The organism is Stenotrophomonas sp. ESTM1D_MKCIP4_1 (assembly GCF_003086895.1).
Taxonomy (GTDB): domain Bacteria; phylum Pseudomonadota; class Gammaproteobacteria; order Xanthomonadales; family Xanthomonadaceae; genus Stenotrophomonas.
This window is the reverse complement of sequence record NZ_CP026004.1, coordinates 4,324,506-4,342,364: the sequence shown is the minus strand read 5'-3', so window position 1 is coordinate 4,342,364 and position 17,859 is coordinate 4,324,506. Positions and strand designations below refer to the sequence as shown.

At 66.9% G+C, this 17,859-nt stretch carries 19 protein-coding genes; 12 read left to right on the top strand and 7 right to left on the bottom strand.

The genetic code is table 11. From position 1 onward, the window contains the following. The first annotated feature begins 8 nt into the window (after nucleotides 1–8). The 4 genes from uvrD (at nucleotide 9) to C1924_RS19660 (ending at nucleotide 3,814) form a co-directional block, all read left to right on the top strand. Entirely contained in the window at nucleotides 9–2,201 is a 2,193-nt protein-coding gene (uvrD, locus tag C1924_RS19675) for a DNA helicase II (protein ID WP_108766825.1), read from the top strand. Nucleotides 2,202–2,267: 66 nt separating this feature from the next. Next, nucleotides 2,268–2,594, top strand: coding sequence for a low molecular weight protein tyrosine phosphatase family protein (locus C1924_RS19670; RefSeq protein WP_108766824.1), 327 nt, complete (start codon nucleotides 2,268–2,270; stop codon nucleotides 2,592–2,594). A gap of 107 nt (nucleotides 2,595–2,701) precedes the next feature. After that, nucleotides 2,702–3,256: a hypothetical protein gene (locus C1924_RS19665; protein ID WP_108766823.1), complete on the top strand. Its 555-nt coding sequence runs from the start codon at nucleotides 2,702–2,704 to the stop codon at nucleotides 3,254–3,256. Nucleotides 3,257–3,337: 81 nt separating this feature from the next. Then, nucleotides 3,338–3,814, top strand: a complete 477-nt coding sequence (locus C1924_RS19660; protein ID WP_159094853.1) for an SUKH-4 family immunity protein — start codon at nucleotides 3,338–3,340, stop codon at nucleotides 3,812–3,814. Nucleotides 3,815–3,849: 35 nt separating this feature from the next. On the opposite strand, the gene C1924_RS20405 is transcribed toward C1924_RS19660, so the two are convergent. Continuing rightward, nucleotides 3,850–4,218: a hypothetical protein gene (locus tag C1924_RS20405; RefSeq protein ID WP_159094852.1), complete on the bottom strand. Its 369-nt coding sequence runs from the start codon at nucleotides 4,216–4,218 to the stop codon at nucleotides 3,850–3,852. Between C1924_RS20405 and C1924_RS19650 the strand changes: the two genes are divergently transcribed. Further along, nucleotides 4,217–4,663, top strand: coding sequence for a universal stress protein (locus tag C1924_RS19650; RefSeq protein ID WP_108766820.1), 447 nt, complete (start codon nucleotides 4,217–4,219; stop codon nucleotides 4,661–4,663). The two genes, C1924_RS20405 and C1924_RS19650, sit on opposite strands and share 2 nt — an antisense overlap. Before the next feature lie 99 nt (nucleotides 4,664–4,762). Here C1924_RS19650 and C1924_RS19645 read toward each other — a convergent pair whose 3' ends face one another. Further along, nucleotides 4,763–5,206: an AraC family transcriptional regulator gene (locus C1924_RS19645; protein ID WP_108766819.1), complete on the bottom strand. Its 444-nt coding sequence runs from the start codon at nucleotides 5,204–5,206 to the stop codon at nucleotides 4,763–4,765. A 129-nt stretch (nucleotides 5,207–5,335) separates the two neighbouring features. Continuing rightward, on the bottom strand, nucleotides 5,336–5,620 hold the full coding sequence (locus C1924_RS19640; RefSeq protein ID WP_108766818.1) for a DUF2782 domain-containing protein: 285 nt from the start codon (nucleotides 5,618–5,620) through the stop codon (nucleotides 5,336–5,338). Between the two features lie 97 nt (nucleotides 5,621–5,717). Here C1924_RS19640 and polA point away from each other — a divergent pair, with 97 nt between their 5' ends. Beyond that, complete coding sequence (gene polA / locus C1924_RS19635) at nucleotides 5,718–8,492, top strand: DNA polymerase I (protein WP_108766817.1); 2,775 nt, start codon at nucleotides 5,718–5,720, stop codon at nucleotides 8,490–8,492. Between the two features lie 369 nt (nucleotides 8,493–8,861). Then, nucleotides 8,862–9,356 (top strand): YetF domain-containing protein, encoded by a 495-nt coding sequence (locus C1924_RS19630; RefSeq protein WP_108766816.1) that lies wholly within the window; start codon nucleotides 8,862–8,864, stop codon nucleotides 9,354–9,356. Between the two features lie 96 nt (nucleotides 9,357–9,452). Here the strand turns inward: C1924_RS19630 and hemF are convergent, their stop codons facing one another. From hemF to C1924_RS19610, 4 genes are all read right to left on the bottom strand, one after another. Continuing rightward, nucleotides 9,453–10,349 (bottom strand): oxygen-dependent coproporphyrinogen oxidase, encoded by an 897-nt coding sequence (hemF, locus tag C1924_RS19625; protein WP_108766815.1) that lies wholly within the window; start codon nucleotides 10,347–10,349, stop codon nucleotides 9,453–9,455. A 61-nt stretch (nucleotides 10,350–10,410) separates the two neighbouring features. After that, complete coding sequence (locus C1924_RS19620) at nucleotides 10,411–10,974, bottom strand: hypothetical protein (protein ID WP_108766814.1); 564 nt, start codon at nucleotides 10,972–10,974, stop codon at nucleotides 10,411–10,413. 30 nt (nucleotides 10,975–11,004) lie between these two features. Beyond that, nucleotides 11,005–11,424, bottom strand: a complete 420-nt coding sequence (locus C1924_RS19615; protein ID WP_108766813.1) for an NUDIX domain-containing protein — start codon at nucleotides 11,422–11,424, stop codon at nucleotides 11,005–11,007. Continuing rightward, nucleotides 11,421–13,787, bottom strand: a complete 2,367-nt coding sequence (locus C1924_RS19610) for a S9 family peptidase (RefSeq protein WP_108766812.1) — start codon at nucleotides 13,785–13,787, stop codon at nucleotides 11,421–11,423. Before C1924_RS19610 ends, C1924_RS19615 begins: the two co-directional genes overlap by 4 nt. A 167-nt stretch (nucleotides 13,788–13,954) precedes the next feature. Between C1924_RS19610 and C1924_RS19605 the strand changes: the two genes are divergently transcribed. The 5 genes from C1924_RS19605 to cydB all read left to right on the top strand — a co-directional run bounded on the left by C1924_RS19605 (nucleotide 13,955) and on the right by cydB (nucleotide 17,827). Beyond that, nucleotides 13,955–14,284: a hypothetical protein gene (locus tag C1924_RS19605; RefSeq protein ID WP_108766811.1), complete on the top strand. Its 330-nt coding sequence runs from the start codon at nucleotides 13,955–13,957 to the stop codon at nucleotides 14,282–14,284. Between the two features lie 37 nt (nucleotides 14,285–14,321). After that, a complete protein-coding gene (locus C1924_RS19600; RefSeq protein WP_108766810.1) occupies nucleotides 14,322–14,960 on the top strand; it encodes a sigma-70 family RNA polymerase sigma factor in 639 nt (212 codons plus the stop codon). Then, entirely contained in the window at nucleotides 14,957–15,166 is a 210-nt protein-coding gene (locus C1924_RS19595; RefSeq protein WP_108766809.1) for a hypothetical protein, read from the top strand. Before C1924_RS19600 ends, C1924_RS19595 begins: the two co-directional genes overlap by 4 nt. Nucleotides 15,167–15,414: 248 nt before the next feature. Further along, nucleotides 15,415–16,812, top strand: coding sequence for a cytochrome ubiquinol oxidase subunit I (locus C1924_RS19590; protein ID WP_108766808.1), 1,398 nt, complete (start codon nucleotides 15,415–15,417; stop codon nucleotides 16,810–16,812). Nucleotide 16,813: 1 nt separating this feature from the next. Beyond that, nucleotides 16,814–17,827, top strand: coding sequence for a cytochrome d ubiquinol oxidase subunit II (cydB, locus tag C1924_RS19585; protein ID WP_108766807.1), 1,014 nt, complete (start codon nucleotides 16,814–16,816; stop codon nucleotides 17,825–17,827). The last annotated feature ends 32 nt before the right edge of the window (nucleotides 17,828–17,859 follow it).

The window sequence follows — 17,859 nt, the reverse complement described above, 5'->3', positions numbered from 1 at the left end:
ATGCGGGAATGGATGTCTCCCACCTGCTCGATGGCCTGAACCCGGCCCAGCGCGAAGCCGTCTCCGCTCCCCCCGGCCACCATCTGGTGCTGGCCGGTGCCGGTTCCGGCAAGACCCGCGTACTCACCCACCGTATTGCCTGGCTGCACGAAGTCGAAGGCGTGCCGACCCATGGCATTTTCGCGGTGACCTTCACCAACAAGGCTGCCGGCGAGATGCGCCACCGCATCGACGCGCAGCTGCCCCACGGCAGCCGTGGCATGTGGATCGGTACCTTCCACGGCCTGGCCAACCGCCTGCTGCGCCTGCACTGGAAGGATGCCAAGCTGCCCGAAAGCTTCCAGGTGATGGATTCGGATGACCAGCTGCGGCTGGTCAAGCGCGTGGTGCAGGCGTTGGAAATCGACGACAGCAAGTACCCGCCCAAGCAGATCGCGTGGTGGATCAACGAACAGAAGGATGAGGGCCGCCGCCCGCAGCACATCCAGCCCGAGCCGCATGATGCGTGGCTGGAAACCATGCGCCAGGCCTACATCGAGTACCAGGCGCGCTGCGATCGCGCCGGCCTGGTCGATTTCGCCGAGCTGCTGCTGCGCGCGCACGAACTGCTGCGCGACAACCCGGCGCTGCTGGCCCATTACCGCGCCCGCTTCCGCGAAATCCTGGTGGACGAATTCCAGGATACCAACGCCATCCAATACGCCTTCGTGCGCGTGCTGGCCGGTCACGAAGGCCATGTATTCGTGGTCGGCGACGACGACCAGGCCATCTACGGCTGGCGCGGTGCCAAGGTCGAGAACGTGCAGGGCTTCCTGCGCGATTTCCCGGGCGCGCAGACCATCCGCCTGGAACAGAACTACCGTTCCACCGCCAACATCCTTGGCGCGGCCAACGCAGTCATCGCGCACAACCCGGACCGCATCGGCAAGGAACTGTGGACCGACAGCGGCGACGGCGAGCCGATCGACCTGTATGCGGCCTACAACGAGATGGACGAGGCCCGCTACATCGTCGAGCGTGCGCGCCAGTGGGTGCGCGATGGCGGCAGCTACACCGAAGTGGCCGTGCTCTACCGCAGCAACGCGCAGTCGCGCGCGCTGGAAGAAGCGCTGCTGAGCGAGCAGGTGCCGTACCGCGTGTATGGCGGCATGCGCTTCTTCGAGCGAGCGGAAATCAAGGATGCGCTGGCCTACCTGCGCCTGCTGTCCAACCGCAACGATGATGCCGCCTTCGAGCGCGCGGTGAACACGCCGACCCGTGGCATCGGCGAGCGCACCCTGGACGAAGTGCGCCGCGAGGCACGTGCGCAGGGCATCTCGCTGTGGGAGGCCACCATGCTGGTCACCCAGGGCACCGCACTGGCCGCGCGTGCACGCAATGCGCTGGCGGGCTTCCTGGTGCTGGTGAACGAGCTGCAGGCGCAGACCCAGCACATGACCCTGGCCGAGCGCGTGGACCATGTGCTGTCGCGCTCGCAGCTGCGCGAGCACTGGAGCAAGGAAAGCCGCAATTCACTGGATTCGGAATCGCGTACCGACAACCTCGACGAACTGGTTTCGGTGGCCTCGCGCTTCCTGCGCCGCGCCGACGATATCGAGGAAGTGGGCGAGGACATGGACGAGCTGGTGGCGTTCCTCGCCTATGCCGCGCTGGAAGCCGGTGAAGGGCAGGCGCAGGCGGGCGAGGAAGGCGTGCAGCTGATGACCCTGCACTCGGCCAAGGGCCTGGAATTCCCGCTGGTGTTCCTGGCCGGCATGGAAGACGGCCTGTTCCCGAGCGCGCGTTCGCTGGAAGAAAGCGGACGGCTGGAAGAAGAGCGCCGGCTGGCCTACGTGGGCATTACCCGCGCGCGGCAGAAACTGGTGCTCTGCTACGCCGAATCGCGTCGCATCCATGGCCAGGACAACTACAGCCTGCCGTCGCGCTTCCTGCGCGAGATCCCACGCGAGCTGCTGCACGAAGTTCGCCCGAAGGTTCAGGTTTCGCGGCCGGCCTCGCTGGGCAGCAGCCGGGTGATGGGCCACGCCTCCATCGAGGCGCCGCCGCTGAAGCTGGGCGCGCTGGTCACCCATCCCAAGTTCGGCGAAGGCATGGTGACCGACTACGAAGGCAGCGGTGCCCACGCCCGCGTGCAGGTCGAGTTCGCCGATGCCGGCAGCAAGTGGCTGGTGATGGCCTACGCCAACCTGACGGTGATCTGATCACCGTCGAGGGGTCAGAACCCTTTTCCGATGGAAAAGGGATCCGACCCCGATTAGGCTGCGGGCATGACCCGCAACGTGCTCTTCCTCTGCAGCCAGAACCGCCTGCGTAGCCCGACCGCCGAGCAGGTGTTCGCCGATTGGCCAGGTATCGAAACGGCCTCGGCCGGATTGCTGGCCGACGCCGATGAAGTGCTCAGCCCCGAGCTGCTGCAGTGGGCCGACCTGGTGTTCGTGATGGAAAAGGCGCATCGCAACCGCCTGTCCAGCCGTTACAAGGCGTGGCTGAACGGCAAGCGGGTGATCTGCCTGGATATTCCTGATGACTACGAGTACATGGACCCGGTGCTGGTGGAGCTGCTGAAGCGCAAGGTGTCGCCGTTCCTGCGCTGATGGCCCGTAGAGTCGAGCTTGCTCGACTGAACGCGCAAAGCAGTCGAGCAGAGCAGTCGAGCAAGCTCGACTCTACAATGGCGGGCACATCTTCCAGGAACGCCCCCATGACCGAACCCACCTTGCACGTCACCGTGAAGTTGAATGCGAAGCTGCAGCCCGAGCATCGCCACGAGCTGTTCGAGGATCCGCTCGATGCGCTGCTGCAGGCGGCGAAGGTGGGTGAATTGACCGGTGGTGGCACCGCGATCTCCGACCTGGGCGAAGTCGAGTACGGCGATATCGAAGTGGCGCTGGTCGATGCGGATGGCGTGCCGAAACTGATCGACCTGCTGGAACAGCTGGGTGCGCCCAAGGGTTCGCAGCTGCAGGGTGCGGGCGAGGCCGACCGTGCCTTTGGTGTCACCGAGGGGCTGGGCATCTATCTGGATGGTCTGAACCTGCCGGACGAAGTGTACGAACAGTGTGATTCCAACCACGTGTTCGAGCAGCTGTCCGAGAAAATCGATGGCCTGGGTGAGATCTGCAGCTGGTGGCAGGGCCCGACCGAGACCTCGCTGTACATGTATGGCGAGTCGTTCGAGAAGATGCGTGATGCGATCGCAGAGTTCGTGGCCAGCTACCCGCTGTGCCAGAACGCGCGCATCGTGCAGATCGCCTGAGCGAAGGCCTGCATGACCACGGACGGTGCGGAGCCGGGGCGCGATGGCCTACCTGCCATTGTGACCCTTTTTCAGGAAACGTTGACGGCCCTGCTGCCGGTGGTACCGGCCGAACTGATCGAGGAAGCGCCTGATCTGGCCGATCTCTTCGTGTTCCAGCGTCATCCGCTGGCAACGTTGCCGGCATGGCTGCACCCGCACGCGCGGCAGCTGCTGAACGAACAGGGGCTGCCACGCGAAGCGGCACCGTATCTGTCGTTCTTCGACGCCGAGCGTGCGGCCGAAGTCTCCGCCGCGCTGCCGGCACCCGGCTGGGCGATCGGCCATGATGGCGGCGGCAATGTGCTGGCCATCGACGCGGCCAGTGGCGAAGTGGTGATGTGGGACCACGACAACGGCGACGCGCGGGTGTTCGCCAACCGGGATCTGCTGTGCTTCGCCGAATGCCTGTGCGGGTATTACCGCTGCATGGAAACCAGACAGGCCTTCCCGCAGGTGGTGGCGAAAATAGACCCGCGCGCCATGGCGGAGGGCGGTTTCTGGCTTTCCCGATACTGAGCCGGTAACGCGGGACGGGACGCTGCAGGAGCGCGTCAGCGAATGGCAGCCTGCGCTGCGTTCTCGCGCAGGGCCAGGTGCTTGCCCAGCTGGTAGCCGCCGTAGAACAGCACGAACGCGGCGACCAGGGCCAGCAGAATGGTCCGTGGGGTGATCAATAGGGCCTGCTTGCGGTCTTTCATGTCGGTCATCCGGGTGGCAGCAAGTGGCTGCGGCGCCAGCATGCTTGCTGGCAGAACCTCGATCAAGCTCGACGCTGCCGTTACGCCGGGCGGCGCCTGCGCATGGCGAAGAGGCTGGCCAACCTGCAGGGCATCGGATTGATCCTGCTCAAGGCACGGCGTGCACATCCGGTGTGCAATGGTGGCGTTCCCAACTGGCACCCCGCCAAGGAGGCTCACCATGTACACCCGCATCCTGATCGCCACCGATGGTTCCGAACTGTCCGACAAGGGCCTGGCCAAGGGCCTGGAGCTGGCGAAGGATCTCAATGCCGAGGTCGACATCGTGACGGTCTCCGAGCCGTGGGCAGTGGGCATGTACGACGCCATGGGCTGGAGCGTGGGCTACATGAACAGCCCGGAGTACAAGGCCGACCGCGATGAGGGCGCACAGAAGGTGCTGCAGCCGGCGCTGGCCAAGGCCGCCGAGCAGGGCATCCGCGCCAACCCGGTCCACGTGCTGGACCGCTACGCCGCCGATGGCATCATCGAGACCGCTGCCGAGCGCAACAGCGACCTGATCGTGATGACCTCGCATGGCCGCCGCGGCGTGACCCGTGTGCTGCTGGGCAGCCAGACGGCCGAGGTGCTGGCGCGCAGCACCCTGCCGGTCCTGGTCATCCGCTGACCCACATCCTCTTTCACGTGTTCCCGGGGAGGGGACATGGCGCCGGTACGCAGGAGGCGTGCCGGCGCCAACCTCATTCGACAGCCGCAACCTGCCTGTTCAGGACAGCAGCGTTGCCCGTGCGCGCTGCCTGCAATGCTGCCGCCAGTCGGCCGGCGACATGCCGAACTGCGCCAGGAAGGCGCGCTGGAACTGGCGTTCGGATGCGAAGCCGACTTCATAGAGCAGCCAGGTGAGGCGGCAGCCCGGGTCCCGGGCCAGGTGGCGGTGGGCCAGCCAGGCCCTGCACTCACGGATGTAGCGCGCGACCCCGCCGTGGGCCTGGAACAGCCGGTAGACCGTGGAGCGGGACATCCCGAAGGCCTCGCAGATCATCTGCTCGCCCAGTTCGCACTCGCCCAGGTGCGCATCGATGTAATCGACGATCTGCAGCAGGCGCGGGTCGGCCGTGCCGTCGCGGGTCACCCGCTGGCGCGCGCTGCTGCGGCGCAGGTCGGCGGCAAGGGATGCAACCAGCGATGGGGTTGCCGGTTCGAGGTTCATGGCAGCGCGATCCCGGCCCACCTTCGGGGCCTGTCATGGGATCAACCGGAAGATGCGGCGCGAACCTATCACGCGCCGGCCCCGGGGTCGGATCCCTTTCCGCAGGAAAAGGCTCTGACCTCATGCCCATCACCAGCTGTACAGCTTCCAGTAGACCGGCGAGACGCCGTCCTTGTCGCTGTCCATCCGCCCATCGCCGTTGCGGTCGTACATGTAGAACGGTGCGCCGCGCGATGGGGTCACCTTGACCATCCGCAGCTGCCCGGACACGCGGTATTCCTCGATGACATCGCCGTTGCCCATGGTCCGGCTGGACACTTCGGCACCCTTCACATCCACCGGGGGAGCGCCTGCACCACCCATGCTGGCGCAGCCAGCAAGCAGCAGCAGGGAAGCCAGCATCAGGGTCTTCATCGGCAGGGCCTTTGCATCGATCGGGGTTTGATTATGCCCCAAGGATGCGTCGCCGCCGTGTCGCCGCGGTGCAGGCAGGGGCGCGTAGAATCGTCGCATGAGCAGATTAGTCCTGATCGACGGGTCCAGTTACCTGTACCGCGCGTTCCACGCGCTGCCGCCCCTGTCCAATGCACAGGGCGAACCTACCGGCGCGCTGTTCGGCGTGGTCAACATGCTGCGCTCGACGCTGAAGGAGCGCCCGGCCTACGTTGCCTTCGTGGTGGATGCCCCGGGCAAGACCTTCCGCGACGACCTGTACGACCAGTACAAGGCCAACCGCCCGCCGATGCCCGATGAACTGCGCAGCCAGGTCGAGCCGATGTGCCGCATCGTCGAAGCGCTGGGCATCAGCATCCTGCGCATTCCCGGCGTGGAGGCCGATGATGTGATCGGCACGCTGGCCCTGCAGGGTGTGGCGCAGGACCTGAAGGTGACCATTTCCACCGGCGACAAGGACTTTGCCCAGCTGGTCCGCCCCGGCATCGAGCTGGTCAACACCATGACCGGCAGCCGCATGGATTCGGACGCGGCGGTGATGGACAAGTTCGGCGTGCGCGCCGACCAGATCATCGACCTGCTGGCGCTGATGGGCGACACCGTGGACAACGTGCCCGGCGTGGAGAAGTGCGGGCCGAAGACCGCCGCCAAGTGGCTGGCCGAGTACCAGCACCTGGACGGCGTCATCGCCGCTGCGCCGACCATGAAGGGCAAGATCGGCGAGAACCTGCGCGCGGCGCTGGAACGCCTGCCGCTGAACCGCGAACTGGTGACCATCCGCACCGACGTCGAGCTCGACGCATCGCCGGCCACCCTGGCCCTGCGCGAGCAGGACGTGCCGGTGCTGAGCGAGCTGTACGCCCGCTACGGTTTCACCCAGGCGCTGAAGGAGCTGGGCGGCCCGCTGCCGGCACCGGCGGCTGCCAGCGAAGCTACGCCGAGCCTGCGCGGCACCGCCGCCGGTTTCGCCCGTGGCAGCGCCGACGCACCGGCGGCCGCTGAACTGGACCCGGCGCTGTCCGCACCGGGCGACTACGAAACCGTGCTGACCGCTGAGCAGCTGCAGGCCTGGGTCGAGCGTGTGCAGCAGGCCGATCTGATCAGCTTCGATACCGAAACCGATGCGCTGGATGCCATGCGTGCGCGCCTGGTCGGCATCAGCCTGGCCGTGGAGCCGGGCAGGGCTGCCTATATTCCGGTCGGCCACGACTATCCCGGTGCACCGGCACAGCTGCCGATGCAGCAGGTGCTCGACGCGCTGCGCCCGGTGCTGCAGGACCCGGCAAAGAAGAAGCTGGGCCAGCATGGCAAGTACGATCTGCATGTGCTGCGCCGCCACGGCGTCGACGTGCAGGGCTACCACGACGACACCATGCTTGAGAGCTTCGTGCTCAATTCCACCGCCACCCGCCACGACATGGATTCGCTGGCCCTGCGCTACCTGGGCTACACCACCATCAAGTTCGAGGACGTGGCCGGCAAGGGCGCCAAGCAGATCCCGTTCTCGCAGGTGGGCATCGACGAAGCCAGCCGCTATGCGGCCGAGGACGCCGACATCACCCTGCGCCTGCACCACGCGCTGCAGCCGCAGCTGCTGGCCGAGCCGACGCTGGACGGGGTGTACCGGGACATCGAAATGCCGCTGGTGCCGGTGCTGGCCAGCATCGAAGCCAACGGCGTGCGCATTGATACCGATGAGCTGCGCCGGCAGAGCCACGACCTGTCCTCGCGCATGCTGGCCGCGCAGCAGAAGGCCACCGAACTGGCCGGGCGCAGCTTCAATCTGGATTCGCCCAAGCAGCTGCAGGCGGTGCTGTTTGACGAACTGAAGCTGCCAGCGGTGGTGAAGACGCCCAAGGGCCAGCCCAGCACGAATGAAGAGGCGCTGGAGGCGATTGCCGACCAGCACGAGCTGCCGCGGGTGATCCTCGAATACCGCGGCCTGGCCAAGCTGCGCAGCACCTACACCGACAAGCTGCCGGAGATGGTCAACCCGGACACCGGTCGCGTGCACACCAGCTACCACCAGTCCGGTGCTGCCACCGGCCGCCTGTCCTCGTCCGACCCGAACCTGCAGAACATCCCGATCCGCACCGAGGACGGCCGCCGCATCCGCCGTGCCTTCGTGGCACCGGAGGGCTTCCAGCTGCTGGCCGCTGACTATTCGCAGATCGAACTGCGGATCATGGCCCACCTGTCCGAGGATCCGGGCCTGGTGCGTGCCTTCGAGCAGGGGGTCGACGTCCACCGCGCCACCGCCGCCGAGGTGTTCGGGCGCACGCTGGAAGAGGTGACGCCCAACGAGCGCCGGGCGGCCAAGGCCATCAACTTCGGCCTGATGTACGGCATGAGCGCCTTCGGCCTGGCCCGCAATCTGGGCATCGACCGTGGCCAGGCGCAGGACTATGTCGCGCTGTACTTCAGCCGCTACCCGGGCGTGCGCGACTTCATGGAACGGATGCGGCAGCAGGCCCGCGACCAGGGCTATGTAGAAACGTTGTTCGGCCGCCGCCTGTACCTGAACGACATTCATGCGCGTAACCAGGGCCTGCGCGCCGGCGCTGAGCGGGCCGCGATCAACGCGCCCATGCAGGGCACCGCCGCGGACATCATCAAGCGGGCGATGGTATCGGTCGATCAGTGGCTGCGCGACAGCGGCGCCCCGGCGCGGATGATCCTGCAGGTACACGATGAACTGGTGTTCGAGAGCGAGGCCGCTTTCACCGAGGAACTACGTAGCAACGTGATCGAGCGCATGTCGCAAGCGGCACAGTTGCGGGTGCCGCTGGTCGTCGATACGGGTGTTGGCGTGAACTGGGACGAGGCGCACTGATTCGCATTTACGCTAAAAGCGGCATGAATTGTTCATTTATGCGGTTTTTCTGACTCGAAGATGAATGTTTCCGGCAGGGGCCCACAATAAATTGGGCCCCTTCACGAACCGTTAGTGTTCGGGGTGTTTCTATAACTCTCGACAGGCGCAACGCCTGTTGTGGATCTCTCCCATCCCCTGGAGCAGATCTCGGAACGGGGGCTCCTCCCCAAGCGCCCGTTCCCCGGCCCCGTTGACCTCCCCCTGGTCAGCGGGGCTTTTTATTTGTGCCGCCCGAATTCCGGATGGGGTCAGATCCCTTTGCCCGAAGGGCAAAGGGATCTGACCCCGGATGCTAGGCTGTGACACCGCTCCGCAGGGGAAGCCGCAATGCCCGATCTGTTCGCCCTGGCGATGCCCTGGTGGGAATTCATCCTGCGCGCGGTTGTGGTCTACGTCGTTGTGCTGGGCATGGTCCGGCTCGGTGGCAAGCGCGCGCTGGGGCAGATCACCCCGTTCGATGTGCTGTTGATCGTACTGCTGGGCAATGCGGTGCAGAACGCGCTGCTGGGCACGGACACGTCGCTGGGCGGCGGCCTGCTGCTGGCCGCCACGTTGATCCTGCTGAACTACGGCGTGGGCTGGCTGACCACGCGCAGCCGGCGCATGGAACGGTTGATCGAGGGCGAGCCGGTGGTGATCGCCCGCGACGGGCGCCTGCTGGATGCCGTTCTGCGGCGGGAGCAGGTCACCCGCGCCGACTTCGATGCCGCGCTGCGCCAGCAGGACTGCCTGGGCGTGGAGGATGTGAAACTGGCGCTGCTGGAAACCAATGGCCACATCACCATCATTCCGCGGCAGAAGGACGCCGCAGGCCCCAGGTAGTCGACTGCTGTTGGCGCTATGCGAAAGACAGTCGAGCAAGCTCGACTCTACGGAGAGTCTTCAGTCGAGCAAGCTCGACGCTACGCGCGCATGGGCTTACAGCCAGTCGCGTGGCACCAGGTAATCGGCGAGGCGAGCTTCGGCGCTGCCGGCTTCCGGGCTGAAGCCATATTCCCAGCGCACGCGCGGCGGCAGGCTCATCAGGATGCTCTCGCTGCGGCCGCCACTCTGCAGGCCGAACAGCGTGCCACGGTCGTAGACCAGGTTGAATTCCACATAGCGGCCACGACGGTACAGCTGGAACTCACGCTCGCGCTCGCCATGGGCCATGTCCTTGCGCTGCTGCACGATGGGCAGGTAGGCATCAAGGAAGCCATCGCCGACCGCGCGCAGATAGTCGAAATCGCGCTCGAAATCGCCGTGCAGATCGTCGAAGAACAGCCCGCCCACGCCACGCGTTTCATTGCGATGGCGCAGGAAGAAATACGTGTCGCACCAGCGCTTGTGCGCCGGGTAGCGCTCCTCGCCGAACGGCGCGCACAGGTCGTGTGCCACCTGGTGCCAGTGCTTCACGTCTTCGTCGAAGGGATAGAACGGCGTCAGGTCGAAGCCGCCGCCGAACCAGCTGGCCACTACTTCGCCATCGCGCTGGGCCTGGAAGAAGCGCACGTTGGCGTGGGTGGTGGGCACGTAGGGGTTGAGCGGGTGGAACACCAGCGATACGCCGGTGGCGCGCCAGGACGCGCCGGCCAGCTCCGGCCGGTTGGCCGAGGCCGACGGCGGCAGGCGGCTGCCGGAGACATCGGAAAAGCCGATGCCGGCCTGCTCGAACACGGCGCCATCGCGCAGCACGCGGGTGCGGCCGCCGCCGCCCTCGGCCCGCTGCCACAGGTCTTCCTGGAAGCGCGCCCGGCCGTCGACGGCCTCGATGGCCGCACAGATGCGATCCTGCAGATCGGTGAGGTAGGCGCGCACGCGCTCGAATTCGTTCATGCCGCGTACTTTACCGCAGCCCTCCGGTTGTTCCGCAGCACAGCGGCTGCCGACGCAGGGCTCAGCGGAAGCGTGCCCGGATGTCCGGCTGCAGCAGGCGCCAGGCCAGCCAGCCCTGCAGGCCGGCAAACAGGACCGAGGTTCCCAGCAGGGTGAGGGTGAACAACAGCCGCTGCACGTTCAGTTCGTGGGCCGTCGCCGGGTCATCGGCGAGCAGCACCACGATCTGCTTCAGCACGCGGTCGAACCACCAGGTGATCGCGAAGTTGGCCAATGCGCTCCACAGCAGCGCCCAGATGAAGGCCCAGAGACCCCAACGCCGCTCCTTCCACAGCCCCCAGCTGGCCACCGTGGAGGTCAGGCACAGCAGGGCGGCCAGCAGCGATGTGGCGACCGGATGCGCGAGCATCCAGTGCAGGCTGCGATCAAACTGGTGTTCCCACGCCAGGATGACCAGGTGCTTCCAGAGCCCGGACAAGGCCAATGGCCACGCAACCAGCGCCTGCAGCAGGAAGTACACGGTCAGCAGCAGGCACACCCAGAACGATCCCTGCGCCAACGGCGAGATCCAGCGGTGGGTCGATGGCAACGGGGCAGTGGGAATGCGGGGGATGGGCGATGACATCCGGTGTCCTTGCAGGCGATGCCCGCGTGCTCAGCGGGACGTCGCCAGGGCGGCGACCGCCGGCAGGATATGGTGTTCGCTCAAGGGTGCCAAGCGCAGGCCGTGTGGGGGCTGCAGCGGCACCCAGGCCAGCGCGGCGATCTCCGCGCGTGCGGTGGGCGTGCCCGTCACCTGCACCCACCAGGCCTGTGCCTGCACGCGGTGACCAGGTTCGTTCACCGCCCAGTCCTCGAACCGCCCCAGCGCAATCGCGCTGGCGGCGTCGAGCTGCACGCCCAGTTCTTCGTCCAGCTCACGCGCCAGCGCCTGTAGCGGCGTTTCACCCGCCTCGGGCTTGCCGCCGGGCTGGATGTAGCGGTCGGCACCGTGCTTGCGCACCACCAGCGCCCGGCCGCGGTCATCCAGGATGACCGCGGCCACGATCTGGATCGTGGCCGCGGCGTTGCTCACTTCAGGTTCTGCTCGAACAGCTTGAGGATGCGCTTGTACTGGTCCAGCCAGGAGTCGGCACGCACGTAGCCGTGGCGCTCCAGCGGGTACGGGGCGATCGACCAGTTGTCCTTGTGCAGTTCGATCAGGCGCTGGGTCAGGTGCACCGAGTCCTGGAAGAACACGTTGTCATCCATCATGCCGTGGGCGATCAGCAGGTTGTCCTGCAGGTTCTGCGCGTACTCGATGGGCGAGGACGTGCGGTACGCCTCCGGGTCGATGTCCGGGGTGTTGAGGATGTTGCTGGTGTAGGCATGGTTGTAGTTCTGCCAGTCCAGCACCGGGCGCAGTGCGGCGCCGGCCTTGAACGTGCCCGGCGAACGGAACAGCGCCATGAAGGTCATGAAGCCGCCGTAGGAACCGCCGTAGATGCCGGCGTGGTCGCGGTCACCCTGCTGGGTGTCGACCAGCCAGTCCAGGCCGTCCTTGTAGTCTTCCAGTTCCGGGTGGCCCATGTTGCGGTAGATCGCCGTACGCCAGTCGCGGCCGTAGCCCTCGCTGCCGCGGTAATCCATGTCCAGCACGATGTAGCCCTTCTCCACCAGCAGGTTGTGGAACATCTGCTCGCGGAAGTAGGCCGGGTAACGCTGGTGCACGTTCTGCAGGTAGCCGGCACCGTGCACGAACATCACGATCGGGTACTTTTTGCCCGGTTCCTTGTGCTCGGGCTCGTAGTACTTGGCCCAGACCACGCCGGCACCGTGCTTGGACGGTACCGCCACCAGCTTCGGCTGGATCCACTCGCGCGCCTTGTACTCGGCGGTGCGGGTGTCGGTCAGCACGCGTGCCTGGCCACCGGCGCTCGGCACCACGGCCAGCTGGGTCGGCAGGTAAGCGGCCGAGTAGCGCACCAGCAGCTGCTGGCCATCGGGCGACAGCGAGAAGTCTTCCACGCCGTTCAGGCTGGTCAGTTCGCGCACCTGGCGGCTGCCGGTGTCGACCGCGCAGATTTCATAGTCGTGCGGGGCCTGCTGGTTGCACAGGAAGTAGAAGCCCTTGCCGTCGGCCGACAGCACCGGCGCGGAGGTCTCCCACTTGCCGCTGGTCAGGGCCTGCGGCTTGGCCGAACCGGCCTGGGTGTACAGGTGCGAATAGCCCGATTCCTCGGACAGCAGCCACAGCGTGCGGCCGTCGGCCATCCAGCCGAAATCGTTGAAGCCCCAGTTGATCCAGGCGCTGTCGGTCAGGCGGTGGCGGTTCTGCACGCGGCCGTCGTTGCCGATGCTGACGATCCAGCGGTCCTTGTTGTCATTGGCGCGCAGCATCACCGCGGCCTGCTGGCCATCGGCGCTCCAGCGCATGCCGCCGCCCATGAAGTCGCTCATCACCTGCACGCTGCGGTCGCCCTTCAGCGGCTCCTTGCCGGCCTTGCGGCGCAGCTCGGCCAGCGGGTCGGTGCCGATCCCCGGCAGGCCCGACAGCGACAGCTTCTCGGCCTTGCCGGTGCGCGCGTCCACGTACCACAGGGTGTGCGGCTCGAAGCCGTTGCGGCCCACGCGGGTGCGGGTGTCCTCGGTTTCCTCGTAACCGGATTCGGTCACATACAGCGGCATCTTGCTGGTGCGGCCGTCGTCGAAGTCCTTCGGCTTGGTCACCACGATGAGGTGGCCCAGGTCCGGCGACAGCAGGCTGTCGGCAATCTCCACGTCGGCGCCCAGGTAGATCGGGGCCGCCGCGCGGGTCGGGTCGGCCTGGCGCCAGCGCTGGTCCTGGTCCTTCAGCGCTTCACGCTGGTCGCGGTCGCGGCGCAGGGTTTCGAGGGTGCGCAGCTGCTGGTCGCGCAGCAGGTCATCCTTGGGCTTGCTGGCCGGGTCCTTCTCAGCCTTCAGGCTGGCCACCTGCTGCACGCCGCTGGCGGCGGTCCAGTGGAACCAGTTCTGCCCCACGCGCCAGATCACGCCGTTGTCGGCGGCAAAGTTCACCCCGGCCGCGCGCTCGTTGCTGCGGGTCAGCTGGGTCAGTGCGCCGCTGCGCAGGTCGCGCACGAACACATCGCCGTTGCGGACAAAGGCGCTGCGGCTGCGGCTGCGGTCGTAGACCGGGTCGGCCACGTCCAGGCTGCCGCGCTGGTCATCGGCCACCTGCGCGGCCGCGCTGCCGGCCAGCGGCTGGCGGAAGGTGTCGCGCACCGGGCTGCCATTGCGCTTGAGCTGGTATTCCACCTGCTGGCTGTTCCAGGACCACCAGGCCTTTTCGACCGGCGGACCGATCCAGTCCGGGTCGGCCATGGCCTGTTCGATGGTGATCGGCGTGGGCGCGGCATGCGCGGCCGGTGCGGCCAGAATGGCCGACAGCAGGAGGGACAGGGGCAGCACTCGGGACATGGGCGGACGGCACCAGATGAGGAAACCGGGCAAGGGTAGCAGCCACCCGGGCCGGGGGAGGGGGCCACAGGTCATGGCAGCGGGATTGGCAAAGTGGTGCAACCGCTCGCCGGGCCTGCGCATCCAATCTCCTGAACCCGCATCATTCACCGGACAGGAGCACGACCATGCAGGAACTCATCCCGATCACCCTTTTCATCTGCCTCGCCTATGCGATCCATGCCATCGCCGATGCACGCGCGCGCAGCAAGCTGGTCGCCCCGCACGTGCCGGAGGAGGTGATCCGTTCGCTGGCTGTGCTGGAAGAGGAGCGCCGCCGCCAGGGCGCGCTGCGCTGGGGCATCAGCCTGGTCAGCCTGGCCGTGGCGTTGGGCCTGCTGGAGGCGATGGGCGCACGCGATCTGACCTTCGGTGCCGCCGCCGCGATGGCTGGCAGTGCCGGTCTGGGCCAGCTGCTGGCGTGGTTCCTCACCCGCCCCGCCGTGCGCATGGGCTGAGCGGCGGCATGCCTGCGGCACAGGGAGCGCGCCACGCATGAGCCTGCTGGGGGGAGCGCTGGCCGCACTGCGGGGACGTCCACGCGACGTTCCCGCCGAACCCGTGGTGGATGACGATCGTGCATTGGTCCTGGCCATCATCGACGGTTCGCAACCGGCCTTCGCCCAGCTGGTGCAGGCCCATCAACGCACCTGTGCGCACGTGATCGGGCGCATGGTCGGCGACCGCGACCAGGTGGCCGATCTGCTGCAGGAAACCTTTCTGGCGGTGTTCCGCCAGTTGCACCGGTTCCGCTTCGAGTCGTCGCTGCGCACCTGGGTCTCGCGGGTGGCCTACACGACGGCGCTGCAGCACCTGCGCCGCCGCCGGCTGGAAATGCAGTGGATGGTGGCGGTGGAGGTGCCTGAGGAACTGGGCATCGGCGACGAAGGCCCCGGCCCGGTCGAACTGAGCGAGGCGCTGCAGGCCGGCCGCGAGTTGAACGCGGCGCTGGAGCGGCTGACCCCGCCGCAACGGCTGATCGTGGGCCTGCATTACCTGGAGGATTTCGATCTGGCCGAGATTGAACAGGTGACCGGGCTGGCGCGCGGTACCATCAAGAGCCACCTGTACCGCGCACGGCAGGTCCTGAAGCAGGAACTGACGCGCCGCGCCGCCGCCGGAGAGCTGTTGTGAACCACGCCAACGACCCCCGCGATGCCGACGCGCGCGCGCTGTCGCAGGCCCTGCGCGAGCAGGAGGACGCCGTGCCTGATGTGAGTGAGGCGCTGCAGCAGCGGCTGCAGGCGGAGACCCGCGACAGCGGCGTGCTGTACGTGGTGGTGCAGGTGCTGCTGGTGTGCGCCTTGTTGGCCGCCGGCGCCTGGTATTTCTGGCAGTAAAGCCCCCGCCGGGCATGGCCCGGCGCTACCCGCACTGGTAGCGGCCGACCTTGGTCGGCGATTTGCGATGTGCCAACCAAGGTTGGCACCTACCAGAGCGGGTCGGTTGGCACCTACCAAAGCAGGGCGCCGGCGATGTCTGCCCCCTGCGACAGAGTGAAGCAGCGCGACACCACGTCGCATCCCGGTGCGCTCATATCCTCCTAAAGTGGTCCGGTATCCCACCCGTACCCGGCAGGAGGCGTCCCTTGGACGCGTTGTTGTTGTCGCGGATCCAGTTCGGATTCGTCATCAGTTTCCACGTGCTGTTCCCCGCCTTCACCATCGGCACGGCCAGCTGGCTGGCCTTCATCGAATGGCGCTGGCTGCGCACGAAGGTGCCCATCTGGCGCGACCTGTATTTCTTCTGGCAGAAGATCTTCGCCGTGTCATTCGGCATGGGCGTGGTCAGCGGCATCGTCATGGCCTTCCAGTTCGGTACCAACTGGCCGCGGCTGAGCGAGGTGGCCGGCACGGTCATCGGCCCGCTGCTGACCTATGAAGTGCTGACCGCGTTCTTCCTGGAAGCCAGCTTCCTCGGCGTGATGATGTTTGGCTGGGGCCGGGTGTCGCCGCGCCTGCATTTCCTGTCCACCTGCATGGTGGCGCTGGGCACGCTGTTTTCCACGTTCTGGATCCTGTCGTCCAACAGCTGGCTGCATACGCCGGCCGGCTACGAAATCATCAACGGCATCGTGCACCCGGTGGACTGGTGGCAGGTGGTGTTCAACCCGTCCTTCCCGTACCGCCTGGCGCACATGGCGCTGGGTTCGTTCATCACCACCTGTTTCGTGATCGGTGGCGTGGGCGCGTGGTACCTGCGCAAGGGCACGCACGTCGACGCGGGCCGGCGCATGCTGATCGCGGCGGTGGCGTTTGCCGCGCTGACCGTGCCGGTGCAGATCTTCGTCGGCGACATGCATGGCCTGAACACGCTCAAGCACCAGCCGATGAAGATCGCGGCGGTGGAAGCGCACTGGCATGAGAGCAAGGCCGGCGAGGGCGTACCGCTGGTGGTGTTCGCGCTGCCCAACGAGAAAGAGCAGCGCAACGATTTCGAGGTGGCCATCCCAAAGCTGGGCAGCGTGATCCTGACCCACTCGCTGGACGGCACGTTCGATCCACTCACGTCGGTGCCGGCCAGCGAGCGGCCGCCGGTGACGCCGGTATTCTTCGCGTTCCGCATCATGGTCGGGCTGGGCACGCTGATGCTGCTGCTGGCCTGGGTCTCGGCGTTCCAGCTGTGGCGGAAGAAGCTGCTCGATTCGCCGTGGCTGCTGCGTGGCTGGAACTGGATGCTGCCCAGCGGCTTCATCGCACTGGTCTCCGGTTGGTTTGTCACCGAGATGGGGCGCCAGCCGTGGGTGGTGTATGGCGTGCTGCGCACCGCCGATGCAGTGGGGCCGCAGAGCGCGTGGATGACCGCGCTGTCGCTGGCGGTGTACGTGGTCGGCTATGCCTTCGTGTTCGGCTGGGGCATCTGGTACCTGGTGAAGATCCTGCGCCATGGCCCGCAGCCCTACGTGGAAGGGCCGTCGCTGGAGCATGGCAGCCACACCCCGGCGCGGCCGCTGTCGGCCGCCGATGAACCGCTGGAGGAGCGCTGAGATGGACCTGATGACCTGGCTGCCGGTGGCGTGGTTCGCGGTGATCGGCTTCGGCGTGCTGATGTACGTGGTGCTGGACGGCTTCGTGCTCGGCATCGGCATCCTCGCCCCGTTCGCCGAAGACGAGGAACAGCTGGACCTGATGATGAACACCGCCGCGCCCATCTGGGATGGCAACGAGACCTGGCTGGTGCTGGGCGGGGCCGGCCTGCTGGCGGCGTTCCCCAAAGCGTATGCCGTGCTGCTGTCGGCGCTGTACCTGCCGGTGCTGCTGCTGGTGGTGGCGCTGGTGTTCCGGGGCGTGGCTTTTGAATTCCGCTTCAAGGCCCACCGCTCACGGCGGCTGTGGAGCGTGGCCTTCGGCCTGGGTTCGCTGCTGGCCACGTTCGCCCAGGGCGTGATTCTGGGCACCCTGGTGCAGGGCATTCCGCTGGTCCATGGGCGCTTCAGCGGCGGCGCGTTCAGCTGGTTCAGTCCGTTCGCGATGCTGACCGGCGCCGCGCTGGTGGCCGGCTATGCGTTGTTGGGCAGCACCTGGCTGATCCTGAAGACCGAGGGCCGCGTGCAGGCGCTGGCGCGGCAGATGACCCGGCCGCTGGTGGCGGCCGTGATCGCGGCGATGGGCCTGGTCAGCAGCTGGCTGCCGTTCCTGGATTCGCGGTTGATGGATCGCTGGTTCAGCGACGGCAACTTCTGGTGGCTGTCGCCGGTGCCGCTTCTGACCCTGGCGGTCGCCGCCGCCCTGTGGCGCAGCGCGACCCACCCGCGCCGCGACCTGCCGCCGTTCCTGCTCAGCCTGGCGCTGTTCGTGCTCGGCTTCGCCGGCCTGGTGCTGGGCATGTGGCCCTATCTGCTGCCTCCGTCGATGACGCTGTGGCAGGCGGCCGCCCCGGCGTCATCGCTGGGCTTCACCCTGGTCGGGCTGGTGCTGCTGCTGCCGGTCATCCTGGGCTACACCGCCTGGTCCTACCGGGTGTTCCGCGGCAAGGTGCGCGCCGACGCCGGCTACCACTGAAGCGGGTGAACGGGGAGCGGCCGGTGACCGCT

What these genes read in the sequence shown, in the direction of transcription:
- uvrD (WP_108766825.1), top strand. Translation starts at nt 9, where the DNA reads ATGGATGTCTCCCACCTGCTCGATGGCCTGAACCCGGCCCAGCGCGAA.
- C1924_RS19670 (WP_108766824.1), top strand. Translation starts at nt 2,268, where the DNA reads ATGACCCGCAACGTGCTCTTCCTCTGCAGCCAGAACCGCCTGCGTAGC.
- C1924_RS19665 (WP_108766823.1), top strand. Translation starts at nt 2,702, where the DNA reads ATGACCGAACCCACCTTGCACGTCACCGTGAAGTTGAATGCGAAGCTG.
- C1924_RS19650 (WP_108766820.1), top strand. Translation starts at nt 4,217, where the DNA reads ATGTACACCCGCATCCTGATCGCCACCGATGGTTCCGAACTGTCCGAC.
- C1924_RS20405 (WP_159094852.1), bottom strand. Translation starts at nt 4,218, where the DNA reads ATGGTGAGCCTCCTTGGCGGGGTGCCAGTTGGGAACGCCACCATTGCA.
- C1924_RS19645 (WP_108766819.1), bottom strand. Translation starts at nt 5,206, where the DNA reads ATGAACCTCGAACCGGCAACCCCATCGCTGGTTGCATCCCTTGCCGCC.
- C1924_RS19640 (WP_108766818.1), bottom strand. Translation starts at nt 5,620, where the DNA reads ATGAAGACCCTGATGCTGGCTTCCCTGCTGCTGCTTGCTGGCTGCGCC.
- polA (WP_108766817.1), top strand. Translation starts at nt 5,718, where the DNA reads ATGAGCAGATTAGTCCTGATCGACGGGTCCAGTTACCTGTACCGCGCG.
- C1924_RS19630 (WP_108766816.1), top strand. Translation starts at nt 8,862, where the DNA reads ATGCCCGATCTGTTCGCCCTGGCGATGCCCTGGTGGGAATTCATCCTG.
- hemF (WP_108766815.1), bottom strand. Translation starts at nt 10,349, where the DNA reads ATGAACGAATTCGAGCGCGTGCGCGCCTACCTCACCGATCTGCAGGAT.
- C1924_RS19620 (WP_108766814.1), bottom strand. Translation starts at nt 10,974, where the DNA reads ATGTCATCGCCCATCCCCCGCATTCCCACTGCCCCGTTGCCATCGACC.
- C1924_RS19610 (WP_108766812.1), bottom strand. Translation starts at nt 13,787, where the DNA reads ATGTCCCGAGTGCTGCCCCTGTCCCTCCTGCTGTCGGCCATTCTGGCC.
- C1924_RS19605 (WP_108766811.1), top strand. Translation starts at nt 13,955, where the DNA reads ATGCAGGAACTCATCCCGATCACCCTTTTCATCTGCCTCGCCTATGCG.
- C1924_RS19600 (WP_108766810.1), top strand. Translation starts at nt 14,322, where the DNA reads ATGAGCCTGCTGGGGGGAGCGCTGGCCGCACTGCGGGGACGTCCACGC.
- cydB (WP_108766807.1), top strand. Translation starts at nt 16,814, where the DNA reads ATGGACCTGATGACCTGGCTGCCGGTGGCGTGGTTCGCGGTGATCGGC.